General features: G+C 59.0%; 11 protein-coding genes and 2 pseudogenes. 5 read left to right on the top strand and 8 right to left on the bottom strand.

Annotated elements, in window-relative coordinates:
• Window positions 1-6 precede the first annotated feature (6 nt).
• A complete protein-coding gene (locus tag JCM25143_RS15310) occupies window positions 7-648 on the bottom strand; it encodes a class I SAM-dependent methyltransferase (protein ID WP_051542674.1) in 642 nt (213 codons plus the stop codon).
• 457 nt (window positions 649-1105) lie between these two features.
• Complete coding sequence (locus JCM25143_RS24530) at window positions 1106-1234, bottom strand: hypothetical protein (protein WP_267879888.1); 129 nt, start codon at window positions 1232-1234, stop codon at window positions 1106-1108.
• On the opposite strand from JCM25143_RS24530, the gene rfbH reads away from it, so the two are divergent.
• The gene (gene rfbH / locus JCM25143_RS00050; protein ID WP_035370243.1) at window positions 1196-2482 is read left to right on the top strand and encodes a lipopolysaccharide biosynthesis protein RfbH; all 1287 of its coding nucleotides are present in this window, start codon (window positions 1196-1198) and stop codon (window positions 2480-2482) included. The genes JCM25143_RS24530 and rfbH overlap by 39 nt on opposite strands.
• 92 nt (window positions 2483-2574) lie before the next feature.
• Here the strand turns inward: rfbH and JCM25143_RS15305 are convergent, their stop codons facing one another.
• Window positions 2575-3288: an N-acetylneuraminate synthase family protein gene (locus tag JCM25143_RS15305; RefSeq protein ID WP_234394799.1), complete on the bottom strand. Its 714-nt coding sequence runs from the start codon at window positions 3286-3288 to the stop codon at window positions 2575-2577.
• A 50-nt stretch (window positions 3289-3338) separates the two neighbouring features.
• On the bottom strand, window positions 3339-3668 hold the full coding sequence (locus JCM25143_RS22535; protein WP_199897783.1) for a hypothetical protein: 330 nt from the start codon (window positions 3666-3668) through the stop codon (window positions 3339-3341).
• A 421-nt stretch (window positions 3669-4089) separates the two neighbouring features.
• On the opposite strand from JCM25143_RS22535, the gene JCM25143_RS00040 reads away from it, so the two are divergent.
• Together JCM25143_RS00040 and JCM25143_RS00035 are read left to right on the top strand one after the other, a co-directional pair.
• A complete protein-coding gene (locus tag JCM25143_RS00040) occupies window positions 4090-5886 on the top strand; it encodes a thiamine pyrophosphate-binding protein (protein WP_025859606.1) in 1797 nt (598 codons plus the stop codon).
• The gene (locus tag JCM25143_RS00035) at window positions 5886-6896 is read left to right on the top strand and encodes an NAD-dependent epimerase/dehydratase family protein (protein ID WP_025859605.1); all 1011 of its coding nucleotides are present in this window, start codon (window positions 5886-5888) and stop codon (window positions 6894-6896) included. Before JCM25143_RS00040 ends, JCM25143_RS00035 begins: the two co-directional genes overlap by 1 nt.
• Window positions 6897-6905: 9 nt before the next feature.
• Here JCM25143_RS00035 and JCM25143_RS00030 read toward each other — a convergent pair whose 3' ends face one another.
• Entirely contained in the window at window positions 6906-8357 is a 1452-nt protein-coding gene (locus JCM25143_RS00030; protein WP_025859604.1) for a pyridoxal phosphate-dependent decarboxylase family protein, read from the bottom strand.
• 33 nt (window positions 8358-8390) lie between these two features.
• Window positions 8391-9373 (bottom strand): annotated as a pseudogene (locus JCM25143_RS15300) (bile acid:sodium symporter family protein).
• A 181-nt stretch (window positions 9374-9554) separates the two neighbouring features.
• On the opposite strand from JCM25143_RS15300, the gene JCM25143_RS15295 reads away from it, so the two are divergent.
• Entirely contained in the window at window positions 9555-10361 is an 807-nt protein-coding gene (locus tag JCM25143_RS15295; protein WP_234394798.1) for a hypothetical protein, read from the top strand.
• A gap of 89 nt (window positions 10362-10450) precedes the next feature.
• Here the strand turns inward: JCM25143_RS15295 and mfd are convergent.
• Window positions 10451-13913, bottom strand: a pseudogene (mfd, locus tag JCM25143_RS15290) (transcription-repair coupling factor).
• Window positions 13914-13982: 69 nt separating this feature from the next.
• Window positions 13983-14291, bottom strand: a complete 309-nt coding sequence (locus tag JCM25143_RS00010) for an FAD assembly factor SdhE (RefSeq protein ID WP_025859603.1) — start codon at window positions 14289-14291, stop codon at window positions 13983-13985.
• A 200-nt stretch (window positions 14292-14491) separates the two neighbouring features.
• On the opposite strand from JCM25143_RS00010, the gene JCM25143_RS15285 reads away from it, so the two are divergent.
• Window positions 14492-15051: OB-fold nucleic acid binding domain-containing protein (locus tag JCM25143_RS15285; RefSeq protein WP_035370242.1), on the top strand; the 560-nt coding region annotated here is incomplete at its 3' end.

Here is a 15051-nt window from a genome sequence, read left to right as displayed (position 1 = left end):
CGGCCTTCATTTCAGCTTACACGCAATCTGAAACATATGGAAAGGCGCGCCGCCGGTTATGGCCCGGAAAGGCCTCAGTTCCAAAATATCAAGGCCAACTTTATCAAAAAGGCAGCGAAGGGATTTTTCGGAATAAAAATTGATATGCTCGTGCCAGTGCCTTTTACCCTGCGGCAGGGCAACCTCTTCCTGCCTCATAATGGCTTCAAACGGCACTTCCACATATAAAACGGACTGCTCACGCATGGTTTGCGCAATATCATTGAGCAGATCGGATGGATACGGCACATGTTCGAGCACATTACTGCACACGATCAGATCATAATGCTTCAGATTCAGATCGTTTCTTGAAACAATACCAGCCCCTGACACAGGTTGGTTGCCACTGATATCGTAAATATCAAACGCGGCACACCTGTTCCTGAAAGGTGTATTTTTTCCCGTATCTCCACCCCAATCGAGAATATTTATTGGAAAAGTCAGGTATTTTTCGAGAAAATTCTCTATATCGGGGATATAGTCTATCACCGTGTTCAGAACATCATTCCGGGCCGCATAGCCGGGTTCATAATGCTCCCTGAGTTCAGTATAGGCCTTACCGCGATAATCCGTATAAAGCCTTTGCAGCTCAACATCGGAAAACCGCATATCCAGAAACAAAAATCCACAATCACGACAATACAGGGAATTACAGAGCGAGTAGCATGCCCGCTCCTGATCGTGGAAAGCCCCCAGCTTTCATCGATCGTGACCGGCAGCCAGTCAAAAACACGATGCGCAATAAACGGCATGAGAACAGCCGGAGAGCGTTCAAGATCCTGCCCCCCACAGCAGACACAGGCCCGCGCGACCCTCTCCTTTGTGGGGGAAAACTTTTCACGGCTCATCTGCTGTCCAGTCTCGTGCATTACCAATGCCTTTGGGGTCATATGCGCAAACATATATCACTCCTTAAGACAGAGTGAAAAATGTTCTTCCATGACACTTTCCAACCCTCGGGGAGCAAGGGCGTCAGCGCCCTCCTTCTTGACAAAATTCCAAACAAAATATTAAAATATAAAAAGAAATTACCTAAAATATACTTTTGAAATTCCTCCCCACACCCTCAACCCTGCGCTTTTTCTGGAACAGACATGACAAGCACTGCAAATACTTCTTCTGAAAAGGCACGCACGCTGAAGACCTTAAAGAACAGATATTTTCTCTCGTTGCCGAATATACAGCCATTGCCCACGCCCCAGCCCCATTCGTGCCCGGCAAAACCCCTGTTCCGGTTTCCGGCAAGGTCTATGATGCAACGGATGTCACCTCGCTGGTAGAAAGCGCGCTTGATTTCTGGCTGACCACAGGACGTTTCAACAGCGCCTTTGAACAGCGGCTGCGCCAGTTCATGGGGGTGCGGCATGCACTGACCTGCAACTCTGGCTCATCCGCCAACCTGCTGGCTGTCAGCACGTTGGCAAACCCCCTACTGGGCAAACGCGCCCTGCAACCGGGCGATGAGGTCATTACCTGTGCCGCCGGTTTTCCGACAACCGTAAACCCCATTCTGCAGAACAACCTGCTACCGGTTTTCGTGGATGTGGACATCCCCACCTATAATATCCGCGCAGACCTGATCGAGGCTGCCATTACGCCGCGCACGCGCGCTATTGCCGTGGCCCATACGCTGGGCAATCCATTTGACCTCGATACGGTTATGGAGCTTGCCAGAAAGCACGATCTTTTTGTGGTGGAAGATACCTGCGACGCTCTGGGCGCCACATACAGGGACAAGATTGTCGGCTCGTTTGGCGATATCGGCACGCTCAGCTTCTACCCGGCCCACCATATGACCATGGGCGAAGGCGGCGCAGTTTTCACCAACGATTCAAAGCTCAAGCGTGTTCTTGAATCCATGCGGGACTGGGGGCGCGACTGCTGGTGCGATCCGGGTCGGGACAATAGCTGCAAGCGGCGCTTCGAGCAGCAGCTTGGCACCCTACCCTTTGGCTACGACCACAAATATACCTATTCGAGCATTGGCTATAACCTCAAGATTACCGATATGCAGGCTGCCGTCGGGCTGGCGCAGTTCGATCATCTTGAAAACTTCATCGCGGCTCGTCGGCGCAATTTCGAACAGCTCCTGTCGCTGCTCAAACCGCTTGAGGAATTCCTTATCCTTCCGCAGGCCACGCCGCATTCAAACCCGTCATGGTTCGGGTTTCCGCTGACAGTTCGGCCCGGCGCCCCCTTCACGCGTGATGCGCTGGTCAAGCACCTGAACGAATGCCTGATCGCGACCCGCTTCCTGTTTGGTGGCAACCTGCTGCGCCAGCCTTATATGCGTGAACGCCCCCACCGCGTTGTCGGCACACTGGACAACGCGGATCAGGTTATGAACGCCACCTTCTGGGTGGGGGTCTTCCCCGGCCTTTCAGAGGCACACATTGCCTATATGGCCGAAGAGTTCCACAATTTCTGCAAAAAGCCGCACTAAAGCAGAATACGGCCCGTTTAAAGAAAACGGGCTGACCTGACGGATAAAGTCAGGTCAGCCCGAGCAGAAGGCAAAAAGTCTGTCTCTGGCCTTTACAGGCCGCGATTGAGCAAAAACGCTTTTTTCTGACCGCCGACCTTTTCCACATGTTCGACCGTCAGAGCCTGATCGGGGTCGAGTGTCTGGGTCAGCACCTCGCCTTCGATCATTTCACGGCTGGATAGCTGCCCCTTGCGCAGCGGAACCGCCAGATAGAAATCATGCGCGAAGGTATCGGCAGAGAACACATACCCCGCCTCCAGCTTCCGGCGTGCGTAAATGCCGCGTACCAGCGCATCAAGGTAATGGACTTCGCGTTCGGAAATATTCCTGCGCGTTGCCTCTGTTCCCCCGCACATTTCCCGCGCCTTGTGGAAAGCCTGAAACCACTCATCGCACTGCTCAGGCAGCGAGCAGTAGGAAGAAACCGGCACGCCCTGATAGTCGATATCGACATGGCGTTCCCACATCCGCGCGCCCTTGGCGTAGGAAATCAGCATGGACGAATGCCAGTCATGGTATTCGTGCGTGGAGAAACCAATGACCAGATCAGGGTAGCGGCTACGCAGATAATCGATCTGGTTAAGTTCCAGTTCGCTATCTTCCGAAGGATAGAGCGAAACGCAGTGATTGATGGCCAGCGGCACCTGCCGCTTTTCGAAAAACGCGACCAGATCATCAATCGCACTTTCCGAACCACCACCGGTGGAGACAATCACCGGGCGGCCGGTGGACGCGACTTTTTCCAGAAGCGACCAGTCATTCATGTCTGAACTGGCGATTTTTATCAGCGGAAAATCAAAGGCGACACACAGGTCTACCGAGCCTCGTCAAAAGGGGTGGCCATAGGAATGCAGCCAGCCGCCTTGATAGCCTCAACCATGACGGAAAAACCCTCACGATCCAGACGGGTATCTTCTGTCTTTTTTACATACCGAAGGTCTGTATTGCCTTTGAAATTCGGATGAATGAATTCATCCACATCCCGGAACTGGAGCTTTATTGCTGCCTTGACATTGTTTTTACGGGCAATGGCTGCATGGTCATGAATAATTTTCAGTCCGCGCTCGATGCTGCCCCAATGATTATTGGCCATTTCAAGCACAAAGAGGTCTTCAAAATACTGGCGAGATTTCTGCCCTGCCATATGTGGCGCTCCAAACGGGAAAGAGAGATTTGGCCGCGACCGCAAATGCAATCCAGAAATTGCCATGCCATGTCACTAAAACCATGCAAAAAACGACTACAGACTTGAGCCCCCAGAATGCACGTAAATTGCTAAAAACGCAACCGACGCACCGGCCTTCTGTGGCGGATATGCGCCACAAAATGTCCACGCCCGGCATGAACCTCCGCCGGTTTTTGCCTCCCCCAATACGGCCTGTGCCGCACCCTTCACAGTGTTCTGGCGAAATGTTAACAATCGCGCTGCCAATGGCGGGTACAGACAGGCTGTCATGGTCAGATGTGAGGGCACATAACAGCGGGCAAGACGCCCGATTGCTCGCACTGACAGGCATGACACGGCCCAGAGTGACATTTTGAAGAATTCTTACATGGATAGAACAATGGCCAAGGTAAAACTCTCCGACTGGGTTGCCCAGAAAGTATCCGAAGCCGGCGTACGCCATGTTTTCATGGTTACGGGGGGTGGTGCCATGCACCTCAACCACTCGCTGGGTATGCACCCGGACCTGACCTGCGTGTTCAACCACCATGAACAGGCCTGCACCATGGCTGCAGAATCCTACTTCCGTTATGCCAACGACATTGCGCTGGTTAACGTCACAACCGGGCCGGGTGGCACCAACGCCATTACTGGCGTTTATGGTGCCTATGTCGATTCAGTCGGCATGGTGGTGTTGAGCGGTCAGGTCAAGCGCGAGACAACCGTCCGCCATACCGGCCTGCCGCTGCGGCAGTTTGGCGATCAGGAAATCGATATCGAATACATGATCCGCTCGGTGACCAAATACAGCGCCATGGTGACCGACCCGCAGACAATCCGCTACCATCTGGAAAAAGCCTTCCATCTGGCCCGCTCTGGCCGCCCCGGCCCCACATGGCTCGATATTCCGCTCGATGTGCAGGGGGCTTACATAGACCCCGACACGCTGCCCGGTTATGACCCCTCCGAACAGGAGACGCCATGGGAGGAAACAGATATTGCCCAGGCGGTCAGCACCATTGCGACACAGATCGGGCAGGCCCGGCGGCCTGTTATTCTGGCAGGAACCGGCGTTCGCCTTTCGGGCCAGTATGATGCGTTCCTGAGTTTTGCTGAAAAAGCGGGCATTCCGGTTGTCGGCGGCTGGAACGCACAAGACATTCTCACCAATGACCACCCGCTCTATTGCGGTCGCCCCTCCACTATCGGGGATCGCGGCGGCAACTTCACCGTCCAGAACGCAGATCTGCTGGTTGTTCTGGGGTGCAGGCTGAATATCCGCCAGATCAGCTATAACTGGGGCTCTTTCGCACCCAACGCCAAGAAAATCTGGGTCGATATCGATGAGATGGAACTGCGCAAGCCCTCCATCAAACCCGACACCCCCATTCTGGCAGACCTGCGCGCTCTGCTGCCTGCCCTCGCGGCATGGCCATGGCCAACCCCCAGCACCGAACATACGGACTGGCTGGAATGGTGCAGGCAGCGTGTGGCGAAATACCCTGTCGTGCTGCCTGAATATTATGAAAATGATAAGGTTAATCCCTATTGTTTTGTAAAAGAGCTGTTTGAATCACTCCCTGAGAACCAGATTGTCATTGCCGCCAATGCCACGGCAGCGGTTGTCGGTTTTCAGGCTGCCATTTTCCGGCAGGGGCAGCGCATGTGGTCCAATTCGGGCTGTGCCAGCATGGGATATGACCTGCCTGCCGCCATTGGCGCTTATGAGGCCTCCGGGCGGGAAGTCATCTGTCTGGCGGGCGATGGTTCGATCATGATGAACCTGCAAGAACTCCAAACCATTGCCAGCAACAGAATGCCTATCAAGATATTCCTGCTGAATAATGCTGGCTATGTCTCGATTTTTCAAACCCAGCATAATTTTTTCAATGGAGAGGAAATCGGCGCAGGCCCCAGCTCGGGCGTTGTTCTGCCTGACTTTGAAGCCCTGACAAAAGGCTTCCGCCTGCCTTACCGGCGTATCGAAAGCCATGAGGGCATGAACGCTTCCATCAAGGATTTTCTGGCAATACCCGGCCCTGCGGTGTGCGAGATCATTCTGGATGAGAACCAGCCTTTTGCTCCCAAACTGGCCAGCCGCCAGCTTGAAGACGGCACTATTGTCTCCTCCAGCTTTGAAGACCTCGCCCCCTTCCTGTCGCGTGAGGAACTGGCATCGAACATGCTCGAACCGTAATGCAGGCTCCCTCCGCACCACCCGGCCCTGCCCCATACGGCACAAAGCCGCGGCCCTTTGCTTTTTCGGCCGATATCAAGGCCGCCCTTACAGCAAGGCCGGAGTTGCGCGTTCTCGTAACAGGGGGACGCGGGTGGATCGGCCGGGCCTGTCTGGAACTGCTGGATGAAACACTGGCAGAGCAAACAGCCGGGCGTGTAAGTGTCTATGGCTCGACGGCGGGGGAACTGACCCTTTCATCAGGCCGCACGCTGCCGGTCCTCCCCCTTGATGCCATGGCCACAGCCCCTGTGGCTCCCACGCTCGTGGCGCATTTTGCCTATCTGACCAAAGAAAAAGCCTCGGCCCTTTCGCCAGAGGCATTCGTGGCAACCAACCGTGCCATATCTCTGCAAGTCGAGCAGACCCTTGAGCGGTTGCGCCCCGAAGGGTTTTTAATGCCCTCGTCTGGCGCCGCCACGCAGCCCTCCACCGGCGCAAGCTCCGACAGCTACGGCACCATGAAACGGGATGACGAGGCCCATTTTACCGCCCTGTGCGCGGCACTGGACGTACCTTTTACCTGCCCGCGCCTGTTCAACTTGGCGGGGCCTTTTATCAACAAGGTTACAAGCTACGTTCTGGCCTGTGTCATTCTGGACATGCAGGCCGGCCGCCCGATACGGCTTAACGCCCGTAAAAAGGTCTATCGCTCCTATATCCATGTGCGCGACCTGCTGGATATCTGCTTTGGGGATATGCTGCTCTTCCCCCACCTTCAGCCGCCGGTTTTTGAAACTGCGGGCGAACGGGTTGTCGAAGTCGGCGCTCTGGCCAGCCTTGTCGCGCAGATACTGGGAGAGGCTGCCCACCCCATAGAGCGGCCCGCACTGGACCCAAGCCAGCCAGATGACCGATATGTGGGCGATGCGACACTCTGGCATGCTCGCCTTGCACGCCGTGCTCTTGAGCCAGCTCCCCTTGAACAGCAGATACTGGACACCGCGATTTTTCTTGCTCACGGGGCCTGACAGACGCGCTCAGTCTGTTTCCACTGCGCCTTCCGGCACCCGCCGTGCCGCCAGTGCCAGCAGGGCATCGAGCATGATATCCGCATCCTGCTCGGTCGTCCGGTGGTTGACGATGGCTGCGCGAATAACCAGCACGCCACCCAGCCGCGTGGTGGAAGGCGCTGCAATTCCACTTTCTTGCAGGTCCTTGACCAGCTCTGCATTCAGGTGATCGAGATCGTCCACCCCCGGCACATCCACACGAAAGCAGACGATATTCAGCGCCACCGGGGCCATCAGGCGTAGAGTGGGCGTGTGCCTGACACGTTCCGCCAGATGCTGCGCCACGTTGCAGCAGCGTGCCACAACCTGCCCCAGCCCCTGCGTGCCAAAGCCTTCAAGCGCGAACCAGACCTTGAGCGCACGAAACCCGCGTGAAAGATCCGGCCCCAGATCACAGAACCACGGGGCCGAGGCTGCCAGCCCCCTGTCCTCGCGCGAGAGGTAATCAAGGGTCTGGGCAAAGGCCGCTGCCTGCAGGCTGGGGTCTCGTACCAACACACACCCGGCGTCGTAGGGCACCTGCGCCCATTTGTGGAAATCAAACGCCAGACTATCCGCCCGCTCCATCCCTCGCAGGGCAGGTGCATGCTCAGGCGAAAGGCAGGCCAGAGCGCCAAACGCGCCATCCACATGAAACCACAGGCCTTCGGCCTGAGCCAGATCAGCCAGCGCGTCCAGCGGGTCTGAACTGCCCGTATCCACCGTACCTGCCGTGCCCACGACCACAAAGGGTTGCAGCCCTTTGGCCCGGTCCGCCGCCAACATGGTGCGCAGGGCGGCTATATCCATCCGGTAATGCTCATCCACCGGCACCCGGCGCAGGGCCTGCGTGCCCAGTCCAGCCATATCGAAAGCACGGGCAACACAGCCATGGGCGGTCTGGGCCGCGTACCCTACAAGCCCCTGCCCTGCCACGCCGTTCTGGCGGATATCTCGCCCCGCCATCGCACGGCTGGCCGTCAGAATAGCGATAAAATTGGCCATGGACGAGCCTGTAACCAGCAGCCCGCTGGCATCAGTCGGGAAACCAAACAGTTCCGCCGCCCAGCGTATGACCATCCGCTCGACATCGACAGGAACATGGTTGCGCCCACCTAAATTGGCATTCAACCCAGCGGCCAGCATCTCTGCCAGCATGCCCTGCGCCGTGCCGCCCCCATGCACCCAGCCCATGAAACGGGGGTGCCGGTTGCCAACCGCGTAGGGACGCACGGACTGCGCAAACTCCGCATAAAGCGCTTCCAGCGCTCGCCCTTCACGCGGGAGCGGTGCTTGCGCAAAATGCTGGCGCACTGCATCGGGCGGGGGCTGCCACACCGGCCCCTGCGCCACGGTGCTGATGTTATCGAACATCTCATCGAGCATGCGGTGGCCGAGAGCGCGCATTTCATCCCACCGAGCGGGGTCCAGACCTGCCATATTGTTTTTCCTGCCCGTATTCAGCCTGCGCGTTCAGGCATCCTGACCAATGGCCCCGGCCTCTTCACGATTTTTCGATTGCGAGAGCCTGCGCGCCAGCACGGCACATATAAAAAGCTGGATCTGATGATACAGCATCAGCGGTAGCACGATCAGCCCGACCGATGCTGCGGGAAACAGCACGTTGGCCATAGGCACGCCAGAAGCCAGCGTCTTTTTTGAACCGCAGAAAATAACCGTTATCTCATCCTGCCGCGATAGCCCCAACACCCGGCTCAGCACTGTTGTCAACAGCAGAACCAGTGCGAGCAGCACCGTATCGGCCAGCGCCACCAGCCCCAGATCCGCCAGCGGCAACCGGTGCCAGAGCCCCTGCATGACCGCATCGCTAAAAGCCGCATACACCACCACCAGAATCGAACCACGGTCCGAAAAGGAAAGCAGCGTCTTGTGCCGGTGCGCCCACTTACCCAGCCAAGGCTGAAGCACCTGCCCGGCAATAAAGGCAGAAGAAGCTGAAAAACGATATCGAGCGGGTTACCAGAAAGCTGGCCATGCTGGCTCAGCACCAGCCCGACCAGAACAGGCGTGATGAAAATACCAAACACGTTGGAAGCCGTGGCCGCGCAGACAGCCGCAGGCACATTGCCCCCTGCGATAGACGTAAACGCAATGGAAGACTGCACCGTGGAAGGCAGACAGCACAGGAACAGGATACCCAGCCAGAGCTCGGGCAGCAGCAACCCCGGCACCAGCGCATGCGCCGCCAACCCCAGCAGGGGAAAGATAACAAAGGTGCAGCACATGATCAGCAGGTGCAGCCGCCAGGCCACCATGCCATCCACCACTGCTTTACGCGAAAGCCGCGCCCCTTGCAGAAAGAACATGAGCGCGATCAGCCCCACCGACAGCCAGTGAAAGACCGGCACCGCCGCTCCGTGACAAGGCAGCACAGACGCCAGAAAAATGGCGCAGAGCAAGCCGACCAGAAAAGGATCCTTTTTCAAGAAACGCACCACTTCTGCTCCCATTCATTCCCAAGGGTTGCTTGCTGTTTCCACTTACGGCACCCTTGCCATGAAATGAAGCACGCCCCCCTCTTTTCCCGTCTTTTTCTCGGTGTCGTGAGCGTATGCGCCGCCACAACGGGACAAATCGCCCACGCGGCCCCTCCGCATGAATGCATAACCCTCACGCATGGGGCCACGGCACGACACCCCACAGGGCGTGATCTATGACTCGGTGCAGCTGCACACGCCAGACGGGCAGAGCACCCTGAGCGCGCGGCACCTGACCCTGAACGGCAAACCGACTGACCCCGCCGCCACGGATGATCTGGCGGCTGCAGCCTCGCTGCTCGTGCTGGCCGCCATGACCAACACCCACACACCCGGCTGCTCGGCATGGCTGGCGCAACAGGGGCAGACAGCTGAAGCCACGCTACAGGCAGGCAAGGCGCTCGATCTGACATGGCAGGGTGTTAGCGTTACGCACCGCACCGCCAAAGTCATGCTCGGCGGCCTGCATTTTCAGATACAGGGCGGCACGCCACTGGCCAGCGCCACGCTGGCCCTGTCTGGCATCAGCTACCATAACGTAGCCAATCAGGGGCTTCTGCCCTCGGATGCACAGGCCCGCTTTACCCTGCCCAGCCGCGAACTGGCCGGGCTTATGGATGCCATAGGGGGCCGCAGTACGGCATCGCCCGCCGTACACACCACGCTGTCGGCCTTTACCGCCACACAGGGCGATATCCGCCTTGAGGGCCATGGCAGCGCCACCCTGACAGGTAACGTCAACACGACCTCGGCTCAGGGACATCTGGAAATCAGCAATCTGCCAGAACTCATTCAGCATGCGCGCGATGAGCAGCAGTTAAAACTGGCCGCGGGCCTCGCACTCGCCCGGCTTGTCAGCCACCGCGAGGGTGAGCGCAACACATGGGACACGATATGGGAAAGCGGCGTGCTGACCGTCAACGGCTTTCCGCTGCCGCTTAAATAACCAGCCCGAGCAGCCCTGTATCCCCGCTCATGCTCAGAGCGGGATCACTTTAAAACCTACGGCTCCCGCACAGGCAGGAGCCGGTTTATTCAGGCAAGGGCCTTTTCGCGTATTTTCGCAAGACCACCCAGCACCTTACGGGCCAGCCCCACGCGCTGGACGTTGGTGAGTTCACGCACCACAGCCAGCTTGTGGTCGGGGCGCAGGCGCATCACACCATCTTTCCAGCCTGCCATCCACTGCACCAACCCCGCCGGATCGCGAAAGCTGTTATTGCGGAACTGAAGCACCATACCTTTTGGCCCGGCATCCACTTTTTCCACGCCGGACTGCTGCATAGTCTTTTAAGATCAACAACATCCAGCAGGTTTTTGACTTCCTCCGGCAACGCACCAAAACGGTCGATCAGTTCGGCCTCCATCGCTTCCGTCTCGGCATCGGAAGAAAGACCACTGATACGGCGGTACAATCCAAGCCGCACGGGCAGGTCCGGCACATAGCTGTCGGGAATCAGCACCGGCAGGCCCATGACAATACCGGGCGTCCATTCGCGATCCTCGGGCTTGCGGCGGCCCTGCTCGGCACGCAGGTCGGCCACGGCATCTTCCAGCATCTGCTGGTATAGCTCTATCCCCACCTCACGCACATGGCCGGACTGCTGATCACCCAGCAGATTACCCGCACCACGCAGGTCCAGATCGTGCGAGGCGAGTGTAAAGCCTGCGCCCAGCGTATCGAGTGTCTGCATGACCTCAAGCCGCTTTTGCGCCGATTCCGCCAGCGCATGAGTCTGCGGCCATGTCAGATAGGCGTAGCCACGCTGCTTGCCGCGCCCCACACGCCCGCGCAACTGGTAGAGCTGCCCCAGCCCGAACATGTCTGCCCGGTGAATGATCAGCGTGTTGACCGCAGGCATGTCCAGCCCGCTTTCCACAATATTGGTGGAGAGCAGAATGTCGTATTTGCCATCCGAAAACTCGGTCATGACCCGTTCAAGCTCGGTGGGCGTCAGGCGGCCATGGGCCTGCACCAGACGGGCATCGGGCACAATAGTGGCCAACCGTTCAGCCATACGGTCAAGGTCTTCCACACGCGGTGCAACACAGAAAATCTGGCCGCCCCTGAAGCGCTCACGCTGGATGGCCTCGCGGATCACCACACTGTCAAACGGCATGATAAACGTGCGCACCGCCAACCTGTCGGTGGGCGGGGTGGCGATCAGGCTCATTTCCCGCACGCCGGAAAGGGAAAGCTGGAGCGTGCGCGGCAGCGGTGTGGCAGAGAGGGTCAGCACATGCACGCCTTCGCGCAGGGCCTTGAGCTTTTCCTTGTGCGCCACGCCAAAATGCTGCTCCTCGTCGATAATGAGCAGTTCCAGCGAGGCGAACTGAACCGTTTTGGCCAGCAACGCATGGGTGCCGATCACGACATTGATGCTGCCATCGGCCAGACCTTTACGCACCTCCGTTGCATCCTTGCCCGTAACCATGCGCGAAAGCTGGGCCACCTTGATGGGAAAGCCTTCAAACCGGGTAGCAAAGGTGCGATAATGCTGGCGCGCCAGCAGCGTGGTGGGCACGACAACCGCCACCTGCCCGCCAGACATGGCCGCGACAAACGCCGCGCGCAGGGCAACCTCGGTCTTACCGAACCCGACATCACCACAGACCAGCCGGTCCATGGGTCTGCCCGACCCCATATCGTCCAGCACATCGGCAATGGCGCGGGACTGGTCATCGGTTTCCACAAACGGGAAACGCGCGCAGAATTCGTCCCACATACCTTCGGGCGGGGCAAATTCCGGGGCCACCAGCAGGGCACGCGCGGCGGCAGTGCGAATAAGCTCGCCCGCCATATCGCGGATGCGCCGCTTCATCTGCGCCTTGCGGTTCTGCCACGCGACACCGCCCAGCTTGTCCAGCGCCACCCCGGCCTGATCAGAGCCAAAGCGGCTAAGCAGTTCGATGTTTTCTACCGGCAGGTACAGCTTTTCCCCGCCATCATACAGCAGGCGCAGGCAATCATGCGGGGCCACGCCAACGCTAACCGTTTCAAGCCCGTCATACCGGCCTATGCCGTAATCCTGATGCACCACCAGATCACCGGCGGAAAGCTCGCTGGCTTCGGCAATCAGTTCATCCGCCCGGCGGCGACGACGCGGTGGCCGCCCTATGCGCTCACCCAGCAGGTCCTGCTCGGACACAAACGCCAGATCATCGCCCACAAAGCCACGTTCCAGCTCAAACGCCACAAGCCCCACCGGGCCGGGCTTGGCCTTGCGGGCCTGCTCCCAGCTCTCGTAGGTTTCCGTGGCCAGTCCGTGTTCACGCAGCAGAACGGCAATGCGCTCGCGTGAGCCGCGTGTCCATGCGGCCACAAAAGTACGCCGCCCCACCTGCGCCCATTCACGCGCGGCTTCTCCCAGCAGGGTAAAGACCTGTTCGCGCTGTGCGCCGGGCACGATCTTGGCGTACATCTTGCCAAAACGTCCGCCCACATCCACCCCCACGGCCCCTTCAGGCTGGGCATAGGGCTGAACGCCACTACGGGCAGACGCGCAATGGCGGCATCCCACCCCTTGCGGTCGAGATAGAGCAGGTGCGGCAAGAGCGGGCGATACGGGGTTTCGCCCTCGCGGGCCGGTTGCCTGCGGGCCTGATAGTGATCCTCTATCATGTCCAGCCTAGCGCTCAGGCCTTCATCCACCTGCTGTTCGAGCGAGACCGCAACACCCGGCAGGTAGTCGAACAGAGTTTCCAGATGATCGTGAAAAAGGGGCAGCCAGTGCTCAAGCCCCGGATAGCGCCTGCCATCCGAAACATGTTCGTAAATCGGGTCTGCCGCAGCGCCAGGGCCAAAGGCATCGCGCCAGCCGGTTCTGAACCGCGAGATTTTTTCCGCATCAAGCGAAAATTCCGATACCGGGCACAGCACCAGCTTCACGCCGGTCGGTCGAGCGCTGGGTGCCGGGATCGAAGGCACGGATGTTCTCCACCTCGTCACCAAACAGGTCGAGCCGGAGCGGTTCGGCAGCCCCTGCCGGATAAAGGTCGAAAATACCGCCGCGAGTAGAGAACTCGCCCGCTTCCATCACCGTATCCGTACGGGTGTAGCCATTGGCGATCAGCAGATCGATCAGGAATGTCTGATCGAGGCTCTCGCCCTCACGAATACTGAGGGACTGCCCCTCAAATGTCTTGCGCGGTGCTACGCGCTGCACGGCGGCATTGACGGTTGTCAGCACCAGACGCGGGCCACGGGCGGGCTCCAGCAGGCGGGAGAGGGTCGCGACACGCTCGGCTACAATCGCAGGGTTGGGAGAAACCCGGTCATAGGCAGGCAGTCCCATGCGGGGAAACGCAGCACCTCGATATCCGTGGCGACAAAGCCCAGCATGTCGGCCAGCCGCGCCATGCTGGCATCGCTCCGGGCAATATGCAGCACCGGCCCCGCATGCTCACGCGCGCGGCGGGCCAGCAGCAATGCATCATATCCTTCGGGCACCCCCCAGATAGTGGCGATCGTGTGCGGGCTGCCTATCTGTACCGTCATGCGCTATCCGTATCTGTCTCTCTGCTCTGCTCGCTCCGGGTATAGTCCCGTGGCCGCTCCATGGAAACCTTAATGCCCGCACCGGGCGCGGCAGGCATCCACCATACGGCGCAGCATGGGGGTGGCTTTTTCCTCGGGCAATGGCAGGCGACCAAACAGCCAGTCTGTCAGATCGGGGTCGGGCATTTCCAAAATGGCTTCCATATCCGTCAGCTCGGCAGCATTCAGCGTATCCGCCACATCCTGCACGAAACCACCGATCAGGATATCGGTTTCAAAGGTGCCGCGATGATTGGCGCGGAACTTCAGCCGCCTGCGTCGGGCGTCCAGCTCGGCTGTGCTTCCGGCTTCGACTGTATCTGTCAAATTGTCACTCATGGCTCTACTGTCCTATACCTTGCTGTTTTTGTCTGTCAGCCTGTCAAACAGAGGCGCATGTACGCCGGTGTCCAGTCCTTCGCCCATCACATCCTCTCTGGCGAGCCGTTCTTGCCCCCCTGCTCGCGCCCCTTGAGACCCTGCCGGGCGTCAATACCGCGCGCGCGCGCCTGCTGGCGCGCATAGCCGGTGGCAACAGGGTGGCGGATCTACTGTTCCGCCTGCCTGAAAGTGTAACCGATCGCAGGCTGCGCCCACTGCTGGCGCATGTCCAGTCCGATACGATCGTAACCGTTACCGGCACTGTAAGCGATATCCGCCCCCCGGCTCCGCGCAGCCGACAGCCCTGGCGCGTGACCCTGACAGATGAGGGCGGGCTGATTGAACTGTCCTTTTTCTCCCCCTGGCAGGCAAAGCAGATCAAATCCGGCGAACAGGTTGCCGTATCGGGCCGGGCTGAGCGCTTTCACGACAGGATGGTCATCACCTCGCCAGACTACCTGCTGCCTGCCTCGGCACTGGGCCGCATTCCGTTTCTGGACCCGGTCTGGCCGTTAACGGCGGGGCTGTTCGCGGGCCATGTGCGGCAGGCCATGGCCGCTGCCCTTGCCCGCCTACCCACGCCCCCTCTGCCGGAATGGCACGCCCCCACAACGCTCACCCATCATGACTGGCCCGGTTTCGCCACGGCCCTGACATGGATGCACCGCCCCGACAGCATAGCCGGCAGCGAAACGGGGGAAGGCTGGCGCAAGGCGCA

Origin of the sequence: Acetobacter papayae JCM 25143 (assembly GCF_000613285.1) — a bacterium.
GTDB classification, from domain to species: Bacteria; Pseudomonadota; Alphaproteobacteria; order Acetobacterales; family Acetobacteraceae; genus Acetobacter; species Acetobacter papayae.
This window is presented reverse-complemented; position numbering and strand designations above follow the sequence as displayed.

Excerpts from the sequence above, each read along its gene's own strand:
- JCM25143_RS15310 (WP_051542674.1), bottom strand. The coding sequence starts at position 648 with ATGCGGTTTTCCGATGTTGAGCTGCAAAGGCTTTATACGGATTATCGC.
- JCM25143_RS15305 (WP_234394799.1), bottom strand. The coding sequence starts at position 3,288 with ATGAATGACTGGTCGCTTCTGGAAAAAGTCGCGTCCACCGGCCGCCCG.
- JCM25143_RS22535 (WP_199897783.1), bottom strand. The coding sequence starts at position 3,668 with ATGGCAGGGCAGAAATCTCGCCAGTATTTTGAAGACCTCTTTGTGCTT.
- JCM25143_RS00040 (WP_025859606.1), top strand. The coding sequence starts at position 4,090 with ATGGCCAAGGTAAAACTCTCCGACTGGGTTGCCCAGAAAGTATCCGAA.
- JCM25143_RS00035 (WP_025859605.1), top strand. The coding sequence starts at position 5,886 with ATGCAGGCTCCCTCCGCACCACCCGGCCCTGCCCCATACGGCACAAAG.
- JCM25143_RS00030 (WP_025859604.1), bottom strand. The coding sequence starts at position 8,357 with ATGGCAGGTCTGGACCCCGCTCGGTGGGATGAAATGCGCGCTCTCGGC.
- JCM25143_RS15295 (WP_234394798.1), top strand. The coding sequence starts at position 9,555 with ATGGGGCCACGGCACGACACCCCACAGGGCGTGATCTATGACTCGGTG.
- JCM25143_RS00010 (WP_025859603.1), bottom strand. The coding sequence starts at position 14,291 with ATGAGTGACAATTTGACAGATACAGTCGAAGCCGGAAGCACAGCCGAG.